This window comes from Luteimonas sp. GW821-FHT14E02 (assembly GCF_058803905.1).
Window position 1 is genome coordinate 324,667 of sequence record NZ_JBXAPK010000003.1, and the last position, 17,961, is coordinate 342,627.

Annotated in this window: 18 protein-coding genes and 2 tRNA genes; 8 read left to right on the forward strand and 12 right to left on the reverse strand. The window is 64.9% G+C overall.

Features of this window, described 5'->3' with window-relative positions; genetic code table 11:
* Positions 1 to 24 precede the first annotated feature (24 nt).
* From AC1RNP_RS07065 to AC1RNP_RS07075, 3 genes are all read right to left on the reverse strand, one after another.
* Complete coding sequence (locus tag AC1RNP_RS07065; protein ID WP_493050556.1) at positions 25 to 1,023, reverse strand: FecR family protein; 999 nt, start codon at positions 1,021 to 1,023, stop codon at positions 25 to 27.
* 14 nt (positions 1,024 to 1,037) lie between these two features.
* Complete coding sequence (locus AC1RNP_RS07070; protein ID WP_493050557.1) at positions 1,038 to 1,574, reverse strand: RNA polymerase sigma factor; 537 nt, start codon at positions 1,572 to 1,574, stop codon at positions 1,038 to 1,040.
* Positions 1,575 to 1,722: 148 nt separating this feature from the next.
* Positions 1,723 to 2,511, reverse strand: a complete 789-nt coding sequence (locus AC1RNP_RS07075) for an APH(3')-II family aminoglycoside O-phosphotransferase (RefSeq protein WP_493050558.1) — start codon at positions 2,509 to 2,511, stop codon at positions 1,723 to 1,725.
* 161 nt (positions 2,512 to 2,672) lie between these two features.
* Between AC1RNP_RS07075 and AC1RNP_RS07080 the strand changes: the two genes are divergently transcribed.
* Positions 2,673 to 2,748: transfer RNA gene (locus AC1RNP_RS07080), tRNA-Ala, on the forward strand.
* Positions 2,749 to 2,795: 47 nt separating this feature from the next.
* Positions 2,796 to 2,871: transfer RNA gene (locus tag AC1RNP_RS07085), tRNA-Glu, on the forward strand.
* A gap of 71 nt (positions 2,872 to 2,942) precedes the next feature.
* Here AC1RNP_RS07085 and AC1RNP_RS07090 read toward each other — a convergent pair.
* The 3 genes from AC1RNP_RS07090 to ppsR form a co-directional block, all read right to left on the reverse strand.
* On the reverse strand, positions 2,943 to 3,122 hold the full coding sequence (locus AC1RNP_RS07090; RefSeq protein ID WP_493050559.1) for a hypothetical protein: 180 nt from the start codon (positions 3,120 to 3,122) through the stop codon (positions 2,943 to 2,945).
* Between the two features lie 97 nt (positions 3,123 to 3,219).
* Positions 3,220 to 3,735, reverse strand: a complete 516-nt coding sequence (locus AC1RNP_RS07095; protein ID WP_493050560.1) for a DUF1249 domain-containing protein — start codon at positions 3,733 to 3,735, stop codon at positions 3,220 to 3,222.
* A gap of 179 nt (positions 3,736 to 3,914) precedes the next feature.
* The gene (gene ppsR / locus AC1RNP_RS07100) at positions 3,915 to 4,733 is read right to left on the reverse strand and encodes a posphoenolpyruvate synthetase regulatory kinase/phosphorylase PpsR (protein WP_493050561.1); all 819 of its coding nucleotides are present in this window, start codon (positions 4,731 to 4,733) and stop codon (positions 3,915 to 3,917) included.
* Positions 4,734 to 4,852: 119 nt separating this feature from the next.
* Between ppsR and ppsA the strand changes: the two genes are divergently transcribed.
* Positions 4,853 to 7,249: a phosphoenolpyruvate synthase gene (gene ppsA, locus AC1RNP_RS07105; RefSeq protein WP_493050674.1), complete on the forward strand. Its 2,397-nt coding sequence runs from the start codon at positions 4,853 to 4,855 to the stop codon at positions 7,247 to 7,249.
* 61 nt (positions 7,250 to 7,310) lie between these two features.
* On the opposite strand, the gene orn is transcribed toward ppsA, so the two are convergent.
* Entirely contained in the window at positions 7,311 to 7,883 is a 573-nt protein-coding gene (gene orn / locus AC1RNP_RS07110) for an oligoribonuclease (RefSeq protein WP_493050562.1), read from the reverse strand.
* Positions 7,884 to 7,942: 59 nt separating this feature from the next.
* Here orn and AC1RNP_RS07115 point away from each other — a divergent pair, with 59 nt between their 5' ends.
* Both AC1RNP_RS07115 and AC1RNP_RS07120 read left to right on the forward strand, forming a co-directional pair.
* The gene (locus AC1RNP_RS07115; RefSeq protein ID WP_493050563.1) at positions 7,943 to 8,470 is read left to right on the forward strand and encodes a DUF2721 domain-containing protein; all 528 of its coding nucleotides are present in this window, start codon (positions 7,943 to 7,945) and stop codon (positions 8,468 to 8,470) included.
* Between the two features lie 72 nt (positions 8,471 to 8,542).
* Positions 8,543 to 9,598 carry a saccharopine dehydrogenase family protein gene (locus tag AC1RNP_RS07120; RefSeq protein WP_493050564.1) on the forward strand — a complete coding sequence of 352 codons (1,056 nt, stop codon included), beginning with the start codon at positions 8,543 to 8,545 and terminating at the stop codon, positions 9,596 to 9,598.
* A 22-nt stretch (positions 9,599 to 9,620) separates the two neighbouring features.
* Here the strand turns inward: AC1RNP_RS07120 and tadA are convergent, their stop codons facing one another.
* Both tadA and mntR read right to left on the reverse strand, forming a co-directional pair.
* Positions 9,621 to 10,133, reverse strand: coding sequence for a tRNA adenosine(34) deaminase TadA (tadA, locus tag AC1RNP_RS07125; protein ID WP_493050565.1), 513 nt, complete (start codon positions 10,131 to 10,133; stop codon positions 9,621 to 9,623).
* The gene (gene mntR / locus AC1RNP_RS07130; protein ID WP_493050566.1) at positions 10,133 to 10,606 is read right to left on the reverse strand and encodes a manganese-binding transcriptional regulator MntR; all 474 of its coding nucleotides are present in this window, start codon (positions 10,604 to 10,606) and stop codon (positions 10,133 to 10,135) included. Before mntR ends, tadA begins: the two co-directional genes overlap by 1 nt.
* 171 nt (positions 10,607 to 10,777) lie before the next feature.
* Between mntR and AC1RNP_RS07135 the strand changes: the two genes are divergently transcribed.
* On the forward strand, positions 10,778 to 12,130 hold the full coding sequence (locus tag AC1RNP_RS07135) for an Nramp family divalent metal transporter (RefSeq protein WP_493050567.1): 1,353 nt from the start codon (positions 10,778 to 10,780) through the stop codon (positions 12,128 to 12,130).
* Positions 12,131 to 12,169: 39 nt separating this feature from the next.
* On the opposite strand, the gene AC1RNP_RS07140 is transcribed toward AC1RNP_RS07135, so the two are convergent.
* Positions 12,170 to 13,090 carry a LysR family transcriptional regulator gene (locus tag AC1RNP_RS07140; RefSeq protein WP_493050568.1) on the reverse strand — a complete coding sequence of 307 codons (921 nt, stop codon included), beginning with the start codon at positions 13,088 to 13,090 and terminating at the stop codon, positions 12,170 to 12,172.
* Positions 13,091 to 13,186: 96 nt separating this feature from the next.
* Here AC1RNP_RS07140 and AC1RNP_RS07145 point away from each other — a divergent pair, with 96 nt between their 5' ends.
* Complete coding sequence (locus tag AC1RNP_RS07145; protein WP_493050569.1) at positions 13,187 to 14,209, forward strand: zinc-dependent alcohol dehydrogenase family protein; 1,023 nt, start codon at positions 13,187 to 13,189, stop codon at positions 14,207 to 14,209.
* Positions 14,196 to 15,038: an NAD(P)H-dependent oxidoreductase gene (locus AC1RNP_RS07150; RefSeq protein ID WP_493050570.1), complete on the forward strand. Its 843-nt coding sequence runs from the start codon at positions 14,196 to 14,198 to the stop codon at positions 15,036 to 15,038. Before AC1RNP_RS07145 ends, AC1RNP_RS07150 begins: the two co-directional genes overlap by 14 nt.
* Here the strand turns inward: AC1RNP_RS07150 and AC1RNP_RS07155 are convergent.
* The gene (locus AC1RNP_RS07155; RefSeq protein ID WP_493050571.1) at positions 15,035 to 17,383 is read right to left on the reverse strand and encodes a xanthine dehydrogenase family protein molybdopterin-binding subunit; all 2,349 of its coding nucleotides are present in this window, start codon (positions 17,381 to 17,383) and stop codon (positions 15,035 to 15,037) included. The two genes, AC1RNP_RS07150 and AC1RNP_RS07155, sit on opposite strands and share 4 nt — an antisense overlap.
* Complete coding sequence (locus tag AC1RNP_RS07160) at positions 17,380 to 17,841, reverse strand: (2Fe-2S)-binding protein (RefSeq protein WP_493050572.1); 462 nt, start codon at positions 17,839 to 17,841, stop codon at positions 17,380 to 17,382. Before AC1RNP_RS07160 ends, AC1RNP_RS07155 begins: the two co-directional genes overlap by 4 nt.
* Between the last annotated feature and the right edge of the window lie 120 nt (positions 17,842 to 17,961).

A 17,961-nucleotide genomic window follows, 5' to 3' on the forward strand; every position in this document is an offset into this window, starting at 1 on the left:
GTTCCCCCGCGCCCCCGGCCGCCTTCACTCCCGCGGCATCAGCACGATTTCCTGCGCATTCCTGCTCGCGACCTGCACCGGGAAGACCGCCGCCAGCGCCGAGGCGATGGAAGCGTTGTCCCCGATGCGGAAACTGCCGCCCACCGGCAGGTCGGCCAGGCGCGGATCGCCCAGTCGCAACTTCACTGTCGAATATCGGTTGGCCTCGGCCACCGCCTCGGCCAGCGGCAATCCGCTGAAGTCCAGGCGTCCGCGGGTCCAGCTCGTTGCCGTGGCCGGATCGATGCGGCGCACGCGGATTTCACCGTTGTGCGTCTGGTCGTTCTTGCCGCCGTAACGGGCTTCGTCTCCCGGCGCGAGCACCTTGCGCTGGCGCAGCGCGGCCACTTCCACGCGCCCTTCCAGCAGAGTGACGGCCGCGGCGCCGGCTTCATCGCGCACCTGGAAACGCGTGCCGAGCGCGGTGACGGTGCCGCCGGCGGCGGTCACCACGAACGGATGTCCGGGATCGCGGGCCACATCGAACATGGCTTCGCCGTGTTCGAGCGTGATCTCACGACGTGCCTCGCCGTAGCGCACCTGCAATTCGGTATCCGTGTTCAGCGTGACCTGGGTGCCATCGGCGAGCCGCTCGATCCGCTGCTCGCCGATCCGGGTGCGATAGGTGACCGTCGCCGGCGCCTCGGGCGTGGACAGCGGCAAGATCTGCACGACGCCGATGGCGGCCACGGCGGCGACGCTGGCCGCCAGCAGCATGGGCTTCCACGACAGGCCCGGAGACCGGCGCCGCGGCGCGGTCTCGGCCAATGCCTCGGCCGCCATGGCCCGCAGGCGCGGCGATTCCTTCGATGCGCCCCAGGCCTCCCACGACAGCTCGATGTCGGCATAAGCCCGCGCATGCGCGTCGCTGCGCCGGCACCACGCCTCGAACGCCGCTTCGTCGGCCGGCGCCCGAACGCCGTCACGGCGCCTGGCGAACCAGTCCGCCGCCTCTTCCAGAATGGACTCATGGATCGGGGTCATAGCCTCATTAACCCTCAAGCGCCCCAATCTCCTACCTGCGCCCGGCATTTCAGGATGGCGCGGGCCAGATGCTTCTCGACCATCTTCACGGAAATCCCGCAACGCCGCGCGATCTCACCATTGCTGAGACCTTCCATCCGGCTCAACAGGAAGACCGTGCGGCATTTCGGCGGCAAGGCAACGATGGCCTCCTCCAGCCGCTGCAAGGAATGGCGTCCCTGCAACTGCCGCTCCAGATCGGGATGTTCGGAAGCCGCATCGAACTCGGCGAAATCGGTGGGCTGCTCGATCTGGCGCAAGCGGCTCCAGCGCCAATGATTGTTGAGCAGATTGCGCGCGATGCTGAACAACAGATGGCGCGTGGCTTCCGGCGGCTGCTTGCCCCAGTAGCGCATCAATCGCGTCCAACTTTCCTGGGCGAGATCGGCCGCATCCTGCGCCTGCGTCACGCGTCCCTGGAAGAAACGCAGCAGCTCGGCCTGATTGTCGCGCACGAAAGCCTCGAAGCTGCCATCGTCGACCGGCGGCGCCCTGCCCTCTGCCCTTCCCACCGGCGACTCCGACACCACGACAGCCCTGCCACTCAATACATCGGGGGAATGTGCGGCTGCGTCGAGGGCGGTGTCAACCAATCGAAAGACACATGTCCCTCTTGTCGTGGTGCTTGGCCTCGCGCCGATTCGAGCGCATTTGGAAGAGCTAGAAGAACTCGTCCAGCAATCGATAGAACGCGAGGCGGCCGGGATCGACGGCACCGCCATAACGCGACAGGAAAGGCGCGACCCACGCTTCTCCCAGGTTGTGCCGGATGCTCCAGGCGGCCAGCGCCAGATCCTGATGACGATCGGCGACGCCGGCGCGCGCGCAGTCGACGAATCCCGCGAACACACCGTCCTCCGCGATCAGGTTCGGAAGGCAGGCATCGCCATGCGTCACCACGAGATCCTCGTCATGTGGCCGGCGATCCAGGAGCTCCTCGAACAGATCGACCGCGCCACGGCCCAGGCGCTCATCATCGAAATCGTCCTCGTCGACGAGACCGGCACGCACGCGAGCATGCGCCAGCGCGATGCTCCGTTCGAGCCTGCGATCGAACGGACAGCTGGCGATATCCAGCCGGTGCAGCGCTCGCAACGCATCGGCGGCGATCGCCACGATCCGCCCAGGATCGAGGTTCGGAGACGAAGCCAGATCGCGTCCTGGGACCGCGCTCAGCAGCAGCCAGTCACGCCCGGCCTCCCGCGTTTCCGCCAGCACTTCGGGGCATGCGATGCCGTTCACCGACAGCCATCGCAGCCGCGCCGCTTCGTCCGGCAACTCGCCATGCGGGCTGGCGGGTTCCATCTTGGCAAAAAGTGTCGGGCGCCCGCGCGCCGACAACCGGAAGACGGCTGCCGTCGAGCAGCCGATCGCCTGGCCTTCCCAGTCATACCCGGCCAGCCTCGACTCCCAGGCGCGGGGCATCTCAACGGTCGTTTCTGTCGTCATGTCCCGCGATTTTCAGGTGGTGGTCGGCATTGTGGAGATCGGGATCAGGATGGTGCCGCCGACCGGCGATCTCCAGGCGCGCGATGCGCGGTCATCATTCCGACATCAAAACCCTTGCGCACCGCACAAGCGCTCGTTAGAATTTCGCGCTTTCCAGCCGTGGGGCCATAGCTCAGCTGGGAGAGCGCCTGCATGGCATGCAGGAGGTCGGCGGTTCGATCCCGCCTGGCTCCACCAAGTTCCAGTCGTTAGGCCCGACAGGAACCTGCTTCAAGTTTCACAGCGTCCCCATCGTCTAGAGGCCTAGGACATCACCCTTTCACGGTGGCGACCGGGGTTCGAATCCCCGTGGGGACGCCAACTTTACTGCTGTAAACGAAAAGGCCCGCCATTAGCGGGCCTTTTCGCTTTATTCGTCCAAAGAAGACGATTTATGCCGTCGGGGTCTGCGCGGCGGAATGCTCGCTGTTCGCGATCGAACTCCAGCTCACTTCGACGCCTTTGCGATGCCCCTTCTCGACCAGCTTGAGGCCATCGGGATCGATGGTGAGGGTATAGGCCTTGTCGCCGATCTGCACTTCGCGTCGCAAGGGTTTGTCGAGTTTGGTCATGGAGATCTCCTCATGCGCATTCATGCGCGTCGCCGAGGATGCTAGCACTCCCGTCCGCAGGGCTCGTTTGCTGGGCGTAAAAGCAGTGAACGGATCATTAAAAAGAAGTGCGACGTGCTTCAAAACCCGCGTCAAGAAGTGGAGATTCTGCTCCGGCGAGGCGCAAGGTCGCCACGCCGTGGCCGCGCTCGGCCAGATATTGCAGCCATTTGCCGAGGAACGTGTTCATGCGCATGCGATGCCCGAGCACCTCGGCCGGCGGCGGGAACATGCCGATCACGTCCTGCCAGCGGCGTCCGACATAGCAATGCGTCGCCTCCACCTGGCGGGCGTCGCGATACAGGCGCAGGAATGCCGACGGGTCCGGTTCGCCGGTCAGCGGATCCTGCATCGCATAGGTCATGCGCAGTTCGGTCGTGTAGGGATGCTGCTCGATCACATCCAGTCGCAGGTCGAGCCCGTCGCCGATGACGGAAACGTAGGCACCTGGCGTGAGATCGGCCGGCTCGAACAGCCGCGTCAACCGGTTGAAGTTTTCCGCATACAAGCCCATCAGCCAGCCGAAACGACTGAGTCTCGGGATGCGTTCGGCGCGGGAAATTACTTGCGACATGGGCCGGATGCTACACGCACAAACACGTTTGCGGCAGCATTGACGAACTTGACGCGGACGCCTACTGTAGAAGCTCTTCCGCGATTCCCACCCGCCGCGATTTTCGGCCAGCGGGTCCCGGTTCAACCGGCAGGCTTGATCAGCACATAAGCGCTGGATTTAAGCGCTGGATTTCCGGCCTAGAACATCTCGCGATGGATGCCCAGGGTGGTCAGCACCTTGCTGGCGATTTCCTCGATCGACGTATGCGTGGTGCTCAGCACCGGGATGCGCTCCGCGCGGAACAGGATTTCCGCCGCCGCCACCTCGCGCCTGCACGTTTCCAGTTCGGCATAACGGGAATTGGGGCGCCGCTCCTGGCGGATCTGCTGCAACCGCGTAGGATCGATGGTCAGCCCGAACAGCTTGTTGCGATGCGCGCGCAGGCGCGGCGGCAGGCGGTCGTGCTCGAGATCCTCTTCGGTGAGTGGATAGTTCGCCGCGCGCACGCCGTAATGCAGCGCCAGGTACACGCAGGTCGGCGTCTTGCCGGCGCGCGAGACGGCGACCAGGATCAGATCGGCCTCGTCGTAATTGATGGCAATCCCATCGTCATGGGTGAGCGCGTAATTCATCGCGTTGATACGGCGGTGGTACACCTCGAAATCGGCGATGCCGTGCGCCTGCCCCACCCGCGACTGCCGCCCCTGCTCCAGCTCCTTCTCCAGCGGCTCGATGAAGGGCGCGAACACGTCCAGCATCAGCGCGCCGCTTTCGCCGATGAGACTGGTCATCATCGGGTCTACACACGAACTCACGACGATGGGTCTGGTCGCGAACGTCTCGCCCGAGGCACGGATGCGCTCGGCCACCTCGCGGGCGCGTTCCGGGCTGTCGACGAAGGGAATGCGGTCGGTGACGAAAACGGTTTCAGTGAACTGCGTCAACAGACTGTGGCCGATCGTTTCGGCGGTGATACCGGTACCGTCGGAGACATAGAAGACCGGGCGTGTCGTCACGTGTTAAGGCTCCATGGATGCGTGGGGCATCGCGGCAGGTAAAATAACAACTTCTGCGGGCCTTGCCCGCTCCCCCCAATGCATGAACACCGGAGTGCCTGGTTTTGGACCAACCTGCCCTGAGCGCCCGCGCTCTACACAGCAATATCCTGTGGCTGCACGACCTGCGCCTGACCGACCTCGCCCAAGTCGGCGGCAAGAATTCATCGCTCGGCGAGATGATCGGCAACCTCGCCAAGCTCGGCGTTTCGGTGCCTGGCGGTTATGCGACCACCGCCGATGCCTTCAAGGCCTTCATCGCGCATAACGATCTGCACCAGCGCATCTTCGACCGGCTGGCCACGCTCGACGTGGAAGACGTGCCGGCCCTGACCGCGGCCGGCAAGGAAATCCGCGGCTGGGTGATCGACGCGCCGCTGCAATCCGATCTCGATACCGACATCCGCAATGCCTATGCACAGTTGTGCAAGGAAAACGGTGGAGGCGATGTCGCGGTGGCGGTGCGCTCCTCCGCCACGGCGGAAGACCTGCCGGATGCCTCGTTCGCCGGCCAGCAGGAAACCTTCCTCAACGTCGTCGGCGCCGACGATGTCGTGCACAAGGTCAAGGAAGTCTTCGCCAGCCTCTACAACGATCGCGCCATCGCCTACCGCGTGCACCATGGCTTCAAGCATGAGGACGTGTTCCTCTCCGCCGGTGTGCAGTTGATGGTGCGCTCGGACGTCGGTGCATCCGGCGTGCTGTTCACGCTCGACACCGAATCGGGTTTCCGCGAAGTGGTGTTCATCACCGCCAGCTACGGCCTCGGCGAGAACGTCGTGCAGGGCGCGGTGAATCCCGACGAGTTCTACGTCTACAAGCCGACGCTGCAGAAAGGCAAGCCTGCGATCCTGCGCCGCTCGATCGGCGCCAAGCAGATCCGCATGGTGTATTCGGACAAGCCCGGCGAGCGCGTGCGCAACGAGGACACGCCGGCCGAACTGCGCAACAAGTTCTCGATCAGCGACGAGGACGTGCATGAACTCGCGCGCCAGGCGCTGATCATCGAGAAGCACTACGACCGCCCGATGGACGTGGAATGGGCGAAGGACGGCGTCAGCGGCAAGCTCTTCATCGTGCAGGCGCGTCCGGAAACGGTGAAGTCGCGCGGCAAGGCCACGCAGATCGAGCGCTTCCAGCTCGACAAGCGCGGCGATGTGATCGCCGAAGGCCGCGCCATCGGCCAGAAGATCGGCAGCGGCGTCGCCCGCGTGGTGCGTTCGCTAGATGACATGAACCGCGTGCAGCCCGGTGACGTGCTGGTCGCCGACATGACCGATCCCGACTGGGAGCCGGTGATGAAGCGCGCCTCGGCCATCGTCACCAACCGCGGCGGCCGCACCTGCCATGCCGCGATCATCGCGCGCGAACTCGGCGTGCCGGCCGTCGTCGGCACTGGCAATGCGCTCGACACCATCCAGGACGGCAGCGAGGTCACCGTCAGCTGCGCCGAGGGCGACACCGGTTTCATCTACAAGGGCGCCCTGCCCTTCGAGCGCATCACCACCGATCTGTCGTCGATGCCGCAGGCGCCGCTGAAGATCATGATGAACGTGGCCAACCCGGAGCGCGCGTTCGACTTCGCCATGCTGCCCAACGCCGGCATCGGCCTGGCGCGCCTGGAGATGATCATCGCCGCGCACATCGGCGTGCATCCCAATGCGCTGCTCGAATACGGCAAGCAGGATGCGGAAACGAAGAAGAAGATCGACGCCAAGATCGCCGGCTACGCCGATCCGGTCAGCTTCTACGTCGACCGCCTCGCCGAAGGCATCGCCACGCTGACCGCGTCGGTGGCGCCAAACCCGGTGATCGTGCGCCTGTCCGACTTCAAGTCCAACGAATACGCCAACCTGATCGGCGGCAGCAAGTACGAACCGCACGAAGAGAACCCGATGATCGGCTTCCGCGGCGCCAGCCGCTACGTCGATCCCTCCTTCGCGGGTGCCTTCGCGCTCGAATGCCGGGCCGTGCGCAAGGTGCGCAACGAGATGGGGCTCGACAATCTGTGGGTGATGATCCCGTTCGTGCGCACTCTCGACGAAGGCCGCAAAGTGCTCGAGGTGCTGGCGTCCAACGGCCTCAAGCAGGGTGAAAACGATCTGAAGATCATCATGATGTGCGAGGTGCCGTCGAACGCGCTGCTGGCCGACGAATTCCTCGATATCTTCGACGGCTTCTCGATCGGCTCCAACGACCTCACCCAGCTCACGCTCGGCCTCGACCGCGATTCGAGCATCGTCGCGCACCTGTTCGACGAGCGCGATCCGGCGGTGAAGAAATTGCTGTCGATGGCGATCAAGAGCGCGCGTGCCAAGGGCAAGTACATCGGCATCTGCGGTCAGGGACCGAGCGATCATCCCGATTTGGCCGAATGGCTGATGCAGGAAGGCATCGAATCGGTCTCGCTGAATCCCGATACCGTCGTCGACACGTGGCTCAAGCTGGCGAAATCAAAAGCCAAGGGCGCCGCTTGACCTTGCAATAACGCGACATCATCCAGCCGTTGAAACGCCCCGCCATGCGGGGCGTTTCATTTTAGGGCGCCGAGGAAGCGGCGAAGCGTCCCATGAAGGCGCGATAGTGGCGCAGTTCCTTGATCGAATCGCGGACGTCGCTGAGCGCGGTGTGCGCGGAGTCCTTGTGCAAACCGGCCAGCACTTCCGGGGCCCAGCGACGTGCCAGTTCCTTGATCGTGCTGACGTCGAGGTTGCGGTAATGGAAGTGCTTCTCCAGCGATGGCATCTGCCGATGCAGGAAGCGGCGGTCCTGGCAGATCGAATTGCCGCACATCGGCGAGTGTCCGTGTCCCACCCACTGCTGCAGGAAGGTCAGCGTGCGCGCCTCCGCCTCGGCCATGGGTACGCCCTCCTCCAGAACGCGCCGCCACAGACCCGATTTGCCATGCTGGTGACGGTTCCACTCGTCCATCGCCTCGAGCGCGGACAACGGATGGGCGATGGCGAACTCCGGGCCCTCGGCGAGCACCTTGAGCTCGGAGTCCGTGACGATGGTGGCGATTTCGAGGATGGAATCGCGGTCGGTGTCGAGCCCGGTCATTTCCAGGTCGATCCAGATCAGTCGTCCCTCACTTTCGAAATTCGCTGCCATGGCTCGTCGTGGTTGTCGGAGCGCGGCATCATAGCGCAGCCCCGTCCCGTGTAGCCGCCATGCCGAGCCCCGCCCTCGCCCACTACGACGTCCTGACCGCGATGCTCGCGCCCGCGTTCTTCCTCACCGCGACCGCGTCGCTACTGACCTCCGCCAACAACCGTCTGGCCCGGATCAACGACCGCCTGCGCGCGGTGCTGAAGGAGCTGGAAGACACCTCCGATCAGGAATACCGCGATGTGCTGGAGCGGCGCATCACGATCCAGCGACGACGCAGCGTGCTGATCCTGCACGGAGGCCAATGCCTGTATGGCGCGATCAGCTGCTTCGTCGGCACCAGCCTGAGCCTGGCCGCGGACGCCTTCCTCGGCTATCGCATCGCCCTGCTGCCGACGGTGCTGGCGGCGCTCGGCGTCCTGGCGATGTTCGCCGCCAGCCTCTACCTGGCGCGCGAAGCGCGAATGGCGGTGGCCACCATCAACGAGGAGATGGATCACCGCCACGCGATCGCGCGCATGCGCAAGCGTGAGCAGGTGGCGGACAAGGTGGCCGAGCGCAAGGAGCCGCAAGCTTCGGACGATCGCTAAAGATTCCGACAGCGACGCCGACGGCGCCGTGGCCTACTGCTCGTGTCCAACAAGCACATGAGTAGAGACGTCATGACGCAGCACATCCCGCAAGGAATTCACGCCGGCAAGCAGAAAATCCCGGTCTTCGGCGCCGCGGGCCACACCGGCCGCTTCGTGGTGGCGGAACTGTCCCGGCGCGGCTGGAGTCCTATCCTTTGCGGCCGCGACATCGACAAGCTTGAAGCCGTCGCGTGCGAGCATCCCGAAGCCGAAGTGCGTCTCGCCTCGGTGGAAGATTCCGCCTCGCTCGACCGTGCCTGTTCCGGTGCCCGCCTGATCATCAATTGCGCCGGCCCTTTCATCGACACGGCGGCGCCCATCATCGAAGCGGCATTGCACAACGGCATCCATTATCTCGATGTCGCAGCCGAACAAAGCGTCGCGCTTGCCGCATTCGAACGGTTCAACGATGCGGCAACACGTGCCGGCATCCTGATCGTGCCATCGATGGCGTTCTACGGCGGCTTGAGCGACCTGCTCGCCACGGCCGCCATGCAGGACTGGGACGCGGCCGACGAGATCACCATCGCGACCGCGCTCGACAGCTGGCATCCGACGCGCGGTTCTCGACTGACCGGGGAACGCAATCCAGCGCCCCGCTTCGTCATGTCCGGTGGCCGATACGAAGTCCTTTCCGATCCCCGGCCTACCCGCACATGGCGATTCTCGGCGCAATTCGGGACGCAGGACATGGTCGCCTTCCCGCTGTCGGAGATCGTCACCATCTCACGGCATCTGAAAGCACCGGAGGTGCATGCGTTCCTCAATACGAAGCCATGGGACGACATCCACGATCCGGACACGCCAGCGCCGGTGCCCGCGGACGAGAGTGGAAAATCCTCCCAGGCCTTTCTCATGGAAGTGATGATTCGCAAGGGCGACGAAACGCGGCATGCGGCGGCATGGGGGCGTGACATCTACGCAGTGACAGCGCCACTGCTCGCCGAAGCGATCGAGCGCATCCTCGACGGCCGCTGTCGCTTGACTGGCACCGCATCCGCTGGCGAAGCCTTCAATGCCATGGATTTCCTGCGGGCGCTCTCGCCGCAGCATCTCTCGTTCGAGATAGTCACGGACCCGTCGTAACGAGCCGCGCAAAACCGCCGGGTCAATCGCCACCAAGCGGCTGTTTGCCCCGCTTGCGGCGGAAATAATTGGTCAGGCGCGCGCCCGCCTCCTCCGCCAGCACACCACCCTGTACCTGCACGCGATGGTTGTGACGCGAATCGGCCAACAGATCGAAAACACTGCCCGCGGCACCGGTCTTCGGATCGGCCGCGGCATAGACCACTCGCGCCAACCGCGCGTGCACCATCGCCATCGCGCACATCGCGCAAGGCTCCAGCGTGACGTAGAGCGTGCAGCCGATCAGGCGATGATTGCCGAGCCGGCGGCCGGCGACGCGCATCGCCACGATCTCCGCGTGCGCGGTGGGGTCATGGTCGCCGATGTTGCGGTTCCAGCCTTCGCCGACGATCTCGCCGGCCGCGTCGATCAGCACCGCGCCGACGGGAATCTCGTCATCCTCGCGCTCCGCACGTTCGGCCAGTGCCAGCGCGTGGCGCATCCAGCGCACGTCCTCGGACAAAGCCGCCTCGTCCGGTGTCGCGACAGAAGACATCACCGCTTGTCCTGCGAGCGCTTCACGAAGTCCGCAAACACCGCCAGCGTCGCCTCGCTGACGTGATGCTCGATGCCCTCGGCATCGCGTCGCGCGGTGTCGGCGTCGACACCGAGCGCGAGCAGGAAATGCTCCACCGTGCGATGACGTTCGCGGCTTTCGGCGGCCAGGCGCTCGCCGGCCTCGGTGAGGAAGATGCCGCGATACGGACGCTGCTGCGCCAGCCCGCTCTTCACCAGCCGCTTGAGCATCTTGGCCACGGTCGGCTGCGCCACGCCCAGACGCGCGGCGATGTCGACCTGGCGCGCCTCGCCACCGTCGGTGATCAGATCGGAGATCAGCTCGACGTAATCCTCGATCAGCTCGGACCGATGCGCCTCGCGCACGTGGCGGAACGTCTCGGCATGGACCTCGGCATCGACGAGCGTCGGGCCGTCGGCCACGGGCGGGTGTTTGGAGGCGCGATTGGCCATCCGTCATTTCCTCTGTACGCGCCGCGGTTCCTTCGCGGCTCGGGCGGCTATTTTCCCCCGAAAACGTGAAAAATACCCGCCCGATTCATTTTTACCGCCTTTGCTTTATAAATTAGCACTTGCTATATTGCGAGTCATCCGGCATCCCTGACTCCTTAAATTCCCCAGCGCATGGCCGAACGCCTGCCCTATCCGACCCCCAGCCCGGCCTGGCGACAGACCGAAGAGCCGGCCACGCCCAGCCTGGGCTCGATGAACGCCAGCGTCGCCGTATCCCATTCCAGCCTCTGGTGGCGGCGCCTGTTCGCCTTCCTCGGCCCCGGCTACATGGTATCGGTGGGCTACATGGACCCGGGCAACTGGGCCACCGACCTCAGCGGCGGCTCGAAATTCGGCTACACCCTGCTCTCGGTGATCCTGCTGTCGAACCTGATGGCGATCGTGCTGCAGGCACTGGCCGCGCGCCTGGGCATCGCCACCGGACGCGATCTCGCCCAGGCCTGCCGCGACCACTATTCGAAGCCGGTCAATTTCCTGCTCTGGCTGGCCTGCGAGGCGGCGATCATCGCCTGCGACCTGGCCGAGGTGATCGGCACCGCGATCGCGCTCAACCTGCTGTTCGGCATTCCGCTCACCGCCGGTGCGGTGATCACGGCGATCGACGTGTTCCTGATCCTGTACCTGATGAAACGCGGCTTCCGCACGCTGGAAGCCTTCGTGATCGCACTGCTGCTGGTGATCTTCGCCTGCTTCGCCATCCAGATGCTGCTGGCGCAGCCGCCGATCCGCGATGTGCTGGGCGGCTTCGTGCCGCAGGCGAAGGTGGTGACCGATCCGGCCGCGCTGTATCTCGCCATCGGCATCATCGGCGCCACGGTGATGCCACACAATCTGTATCTGCATTCCTCGATCGTGCAGACGCGCGCGTATCCGCGCACCGAGGAAGGCCGCCGCACCGCACTGCGCTGGGCGGTGACCGACAGCACGATCGCGCTGATGCTGGCGCTGTTCGTCAACGCCTCGATCCTGATCATGGCGGCGTCGGTGTTCCACGCGCACGGACGCACCGACGTGCAGGAAATCGAACAGGCCTACCAACTGCTGTCGCCGATGCTCGGCGTCGGCATCGCCTCCACATTGTTCGCGATCGCCCTGCTCGCTTCCGGTGCCAACTCCACGATCACGGCGACGCTGGCCGGGCAGATCGTGATGGAAGGCTTCCTGCGCCTGCGCCTGCCCGACTGGGCACGCCGGCTGGTGACGCGCGGCATCGCCATCGTGCCGGTGGTGATCGTCACCGCGCTGTACGGCGAGCAAGGCACGGCCAAGCTGCTGGTGTTCAGTCAGGTGCTGCTGTCGATGCAACTGCCGTTCGCGGTGATTCCGCTGGTGCGCTTCGTGTCCGACAAGACCAAGATGGGCGCACTGGTCACGCCGCGCTGGCTGACGCGCATCGCCTGGGCGATTGCGCTGCTGATCGTCGGCCTCAACCTCAAGCTGCTTTACGACACATTCGCCGGCTGAGCCAGTTTGCACAGGCGGCGCGCACTGCCAGAGGCGGGCTCATTGCATCACTTCCGGCAATGAATTCAACAAGGCATCGACGGCGGCACGGATGCGTGGCGGCGTTCCGACTTCGCGCAGCCATACGGCGTGGCTGTCGAACAGCATGCCGGGCTGCTGATCCAGCACGCGCACGAGCCGTCCGCTGCGCACACCTTCGTGGATCAGCCAGCATGGCAGCCAGGCGATGCCATGTCCCGCGATCGCGGCATTGACGATCGCCTCCAGATCGTCGAAACGCAGGCGCGAACGCGGCTCGATCTCGCGCACTTCGCCGGACGGTTGTGGAAACAGCCAGCTCCGCACGCGCCTGGATGGCCGCGCATAGACCACCGCATCATGTCGTTCCAGTTCATCGAGGCTGGAAGGCGCCCCATGTCGTGCAAGGTAGTCGGGGGAGGCGCACAGCGTCATGCGCTGCCGGACGAGTCGCCGCGCGATCAGATCACCGCTATCGCCGAGCGATCCGGTGCGAATGGCGAGATCGAATCCATCGGCGGCCAGATCCACCACCCGATCGCTGAAAGAGATGTCGAGCTGCAGGCCGGGATGCACGCGCGCCATCTCCAGCAGCACCGGCGCGACGCAGATGCGCCCGAACAACACCGGCACGCTCACCCGCAATCGCCCGCTCACTTCCTTGCGGCCCGACTCCAGTTGTGCCTGACCGGCCTTGATCTCTTCGATCGCGCGCCGGCAGCTCGCATAGAACAATTGGCCCTGCTCGGTCAGCGCCTGTTTCCGCGTGGTGCGGTGGAACAGACGCGTGCCCAGCCGCTTCTCGAGTCGCGCGATGGTCTTGGCCACGGCCGAGCGCGTCAGCACCAGTCGCTCGGCCGCCGCCGAGAAGCTGCCCGCCTCCGCCGCCTCTACGAAGACATCGATGCCGGCGATCCGATCGTTCATCTTATTGGTGCTCACCTGGAATCAATCATCGGATTCTAATTCATCACTGGTGATTTTATTTCTCTTTACGATGCGCTTCTCGCGGATCACCGCTCCCAAGTTGAGACTCCCATGACTTCCCTGATGCGCCGCTGGTCGTTCGACGCCATTGGCAGAGAACACCTGCGGCTCGAAAACGTCCCTGTTCCCGAACCTCGCCCGGGCGAGGTCCTGGTCAAAGTCGCGGCCGTATCACTGAATTACCGCGACAAGATGGTGATCGAATCCGGCGCCGGGCTCCCTTTGCAGTTTCCCTTCGTCCCGGCCTCGGACATGGTCGGCCGGATCGTCTCCACCGGCACCGGTGTCTCGCGCTTCGCCGAAGGAGACCGCGTCATCGCCAATTTCATTCCGAACTGGATCGATGGGCCTTCGATTTCCACGCAGCGCGCGTATCACGCCACCTTGGGCGGCGTCTTCCCGGGTGTGCTGGCCGAATATCTCGCGCTGCCCGAAGACTGGCTGGTGCACGCACCGGCCAGCCTCGACGACGGCGAAGCGAGCACCCTGCCCATCGCCGCGCTGACGGCCTGGTATGCCCTCGTCGAACTTGGCGGCCTCAAGCCTGGCCAGACGGTGCTGGTGCAAGGCACCGGCGGTGTGGCTTTGTTCGGATTGCAGATCGCGCAGGCGCTCGGCGCCGAGGTGTTCGTGATGTCGGGCAGCGACGACAAGCTGCAACGCGCGTTGCAGCTCGGCGCGCACCACGGGATCAAGCGCGGCGGCGACTGGGTGGAAGCCGTGCACGGGCTCACCAACGGGCGCGGCATCGACCATATCCTCGAGATCGCCGGCGGATCGCATCTTGGCCGCTCGCTGGAAGCCGTGGCCGGGTCGGGGCGTATCTCGGTGATCGGCGTCCTGGAAGGATTCGAAGTCTCCGGGCCGGTCGCTCCGCTGCTGCTCAAGCTTGTCACCGTGCAGGGCATCGGCGTTGGTCACCGGCGCGCATTGGAGGATCTGGTCCGCGCGGTCGATCATCTGAAACTGAAGCCCGTGATCGATTCGCGTCATGCCTTCGATGCGTTGCCCGCCGCGCTGGACGCGCTGGATCGTGGCCCGTTCGGCAAGGTGGTCATCGATGTCGCAGGCTGATCGTTCCGATGTTTTGCCGGAGCGTCCGCGCCGCGTCCTGATCGTCCATGCGCACCCGGAACCGGCCTCGCTCAACAGCACGCTCAAGACGTTCATGGAGCGGCATCTGCGCGAGACCGGGCATGAAGTGCAGACGTCGGATCTCTATGCGATGGGCTGGAAGCCCTCGCTCGACGCCAGCGACTTCATGGATCGCGATGCCGAGAACCGCCTGGACATCGTTGTGGATTCACGCCATGCGTTCGACACGGGAACACAGACGCCCGACGTCATCGCCGAACAGGAAAAACTGCGCTGGGCCGACGCGCTGATCCTGCAATTCCCGCTGTGGTGGTTCACCATGCCGGCGATCCTCAAGGGCTGGGTCGATCGCGTGTTCGCCAATGGATTCGCCTATGGCGTCGGTGAGCATTCGGACGAGCGCTGGGGCGACCGCTACGGCGAAGGCGTCTTCGTCGGCAAGCGCGCGATGCTCTCGGTGACCGCCGGCGGCTGGGACACGCATTACGGTCCGCGCGGCATCAACGGGCCGATCGAGGATCTGCTCTTTCCGATCAACCACGGCATCCTGCATTACCCGGGATTCGAGGTGTTGCCGCCGTTCGTCGTCTATCGGCCGAGCAAACTCGATACGGCCGGCTACGCGCGCATGTGCGAGCAACTCGCCGGACGCCTCGACGGCCTGTGGACGCAACCGCCCATCGCCTATCGCGTGCAGAACGGCGGCGCGTATGACATCCCGGCGCTCACCCTCAGGCCCGGACTGGAACGTCCGGGCACGAACGGCTTCGCGATCCACATCGCGGCGGAGTCTGCCGATCAGGCTTAGGCCGCGTTCGCCTTCACCGCTGCCGCGAGCTGATCACGCACCGGCAACGCACGGATACGCGTGCCGGTGGCGGCGAAGATCGCGTCGGTCAACGCCGGTGCCACCGGTGGCAGGCCGGGTTCTCCGACGCCGCCTAGCGGCTTCTCGAAATCGTCCGGCGCGACCATGTGCACACGGATCTCGCGCGGCGCCTCGTTCATGCGCAGCACTTCGAACTCGTGGAAGTTGGTCTGCTGCGCGGCGCCGTCCTTGAAGCTGATCTCGCCGTGCAATGCCAGGCCCAGCCCCATGATCACGGAGCCTTCCATCTGCGAACGCACGCGCTCGGGATTGACCTGCGGCCCGCAGTCGACCGCGATATCGACGCGCGGAATCGTCAGCGTGCCGTCGTCGCCGATCTCGACCTCGCACACCACCGCCGTGTAGGTGACGAAGCTGTAGTGTGCAGCAATGCCGAGGCCACGGCCTTTGGGCAGCTTGCGCCCCCACCCTGCTTCCTTCGCGACGGTTTCGATCACGCGACGCCAGCGACCGGTGTCGACCGGATACAACGCGGGATCTTCGCCGTAGTTGCGCACGTCGACCAGCGCCTTCGGCTCGAACCTGCGATCGGGACCGAGCAATTCGAGCAGGAAATCCTTGTGGTCACGTCCCGCGGCATGCGCGAGTTCGGCCACGAAGCTCTGGATGCCAAAAGCATGCGGGATGTTGTAGACCGAACGGAACCAGCCGATGCGCGTATGCGCCTTCGCCTCCGCCGTTTCGAGGCGGATGTTCGGAATCGCGAACGGCAAATCGAGGATGCCGTGGCTGAGGAAGGATGGCGACAGGTGCACCGGATCTGGCCCGAAGGTCGAAGCAATCGCCGGCGACGCGGTACGGTGCAACCAGCTGGTCACCTTGCCGGATGCGTCGAGGCCCGCTTCGAAATGCTCGGCGGAGACGGCGTGGAAGTAATCGTTGACGATGTCGTCCTCGCGCGTCCAGGTCAGCTTGACCGGCTTGCCGACCGCTTTCGACAGCAGCGCCGCCTCGACGATGAAATCGGGCTTGGACTTGCGGCCGAAACCGCCGCCGAGCAAGGTCACATTGACGGTGACGTTCTCCAACGCGATGCCGAGTGCTTTGGCAACCTCTTCGCGCGTCGCCTGCGGAGCCTGCGTACAAGCCCAGACTTCGCAGCGATCGCCCTCAACACGCGCGACCGCCGCCGGCGGCTCCATCGGCGCATGCGCGAGATGCGGAACGTAGTAATCGGCGGTGAAACGCTTGGCCGCGCTCGCCAGCGCCTTGTCGGCATCGCCTTCGGTGCGCACAGCCTTGCCCGGTTGCTTGCACGCCGCTTCGATGCGAGCGCGATAAGCGAGCGAGTCGTAATCCGCATTCGGCCCGCGCGTCCATTCGATCTTCAACTGCTGGCGCGCCTGGATCGCGCTCCACGTGTTGTCGGCGACCACCGCGATGCCACCCAGCGGCTGGTAGCCGGATGGAATCGACGTGGCGTTCAGCGGCAGCACCTTGACCACGCCCGCGACCTTTTCCGCGTCGCCGGCATCGAACGAAGCGACCTTGTCACCATACGTGCGCGGACGCGCAACCACCGCGTAGAGCATGCCGTCCAGACGCGTGTCGATGCCATAGTTGGCGCGTCCGCTGACAATGTCCGCGCCGTCGATCAGATGGGTCTTGCCCTTGCCGATGTAGCGGAACTCCGACGGCGACTTCAAACGCAGCGTATCGGACTTCGGCACCGACAGCGCGGCCGCCTTGCCGGCAAGTTCGCCGAATCCGAGCTTGCGTCCTGATTTTTCGTGGACGACTTCGTGCACGCCGGCCTTCACTTCACTGGCATCGACGCCCCAGGCCGTCGCGGCGGCGCTTTCCAGCATCGTGCGCGCGGCGGCGCCCGCGCGACGCCAGGCGGCGAAGCCCTGTCGCAGGCTGCGCGAGCCGTCGGTGTCCTGATTGCCGTATCGCACTTCGTCGCCGGGCGCTTGTTTCACTTTCACCCGCGACCAGTCCGCGCCGAGTTCGTCGGCGATCGCCATCACCACACTGGTGCGCACGCCCTGGCCCATTTCCGAGCGGATGCAGACGATGTTGACCGTGCCGTCCTGCGCAATCTCGATGAAGAGATTCGGATCGTCGCGCAATCCATTTTCCATCGCTTCGCCGCCGTATTTCTTGGGCGGCGTCGCCCCCTGCGCATGCGCCAGCGGGATTCCACCGACCGCAAGCAGCAAGCTGCCGGCACCGAAGCCCAGTACGAACGCGCGCCTGCTTTCATTGAGAATCTTTTCGTTGTGCGGCGCCATCTCGTCGCCATTGCTCCCGATGCGCTTCATGCCGCACCTCCCTGCCCCGCGGCCAGCTTGATGGCGGCGCGGATGCGCGTGTACGTGCCGCAGCGGCAGATGTTGCCGGCCATGGCGCTGTCGATGTCGGCATCACTGGGATTCGGATTGGTCTTCAGCAGCGAAGCCGCCTGCATGATCTGGCCCGGCTGGCAGTAGCCGCATTGCGCGACGTCGAGTTCCTGCCAGGCCTTCTGCAGCGGATGGCTGACATCCGGCGACAGGCCTTCGATCGTTGTCACCTGCTTGCCTTCCGCTGCCGCCACCGGTGTGACGCAGCCTCGCATGGCGATGCCGTCGAGGTGGATGGTGCAAGCGCCGCACAGCGACATGCCGCAGCCGAACTTCGTGCCGGTGTATCCCAATCTGTCGCGCAGATACCACAGCAACGGCATGTTGGGATCGCCGTCGTAGCGCTGTTCCTGTCCGTTGACGGTCAGAGTGATCATGCTTCACCTTGCGAGTCGGCTGGGTGGACGATGCGCCCGACTATAGCGCAAGCATGCGGCGTGCTATGCGGATCGCCGTCGCGGTCGCGGGCATCGTCGACCAAGGTAGAGGTCGGCGCA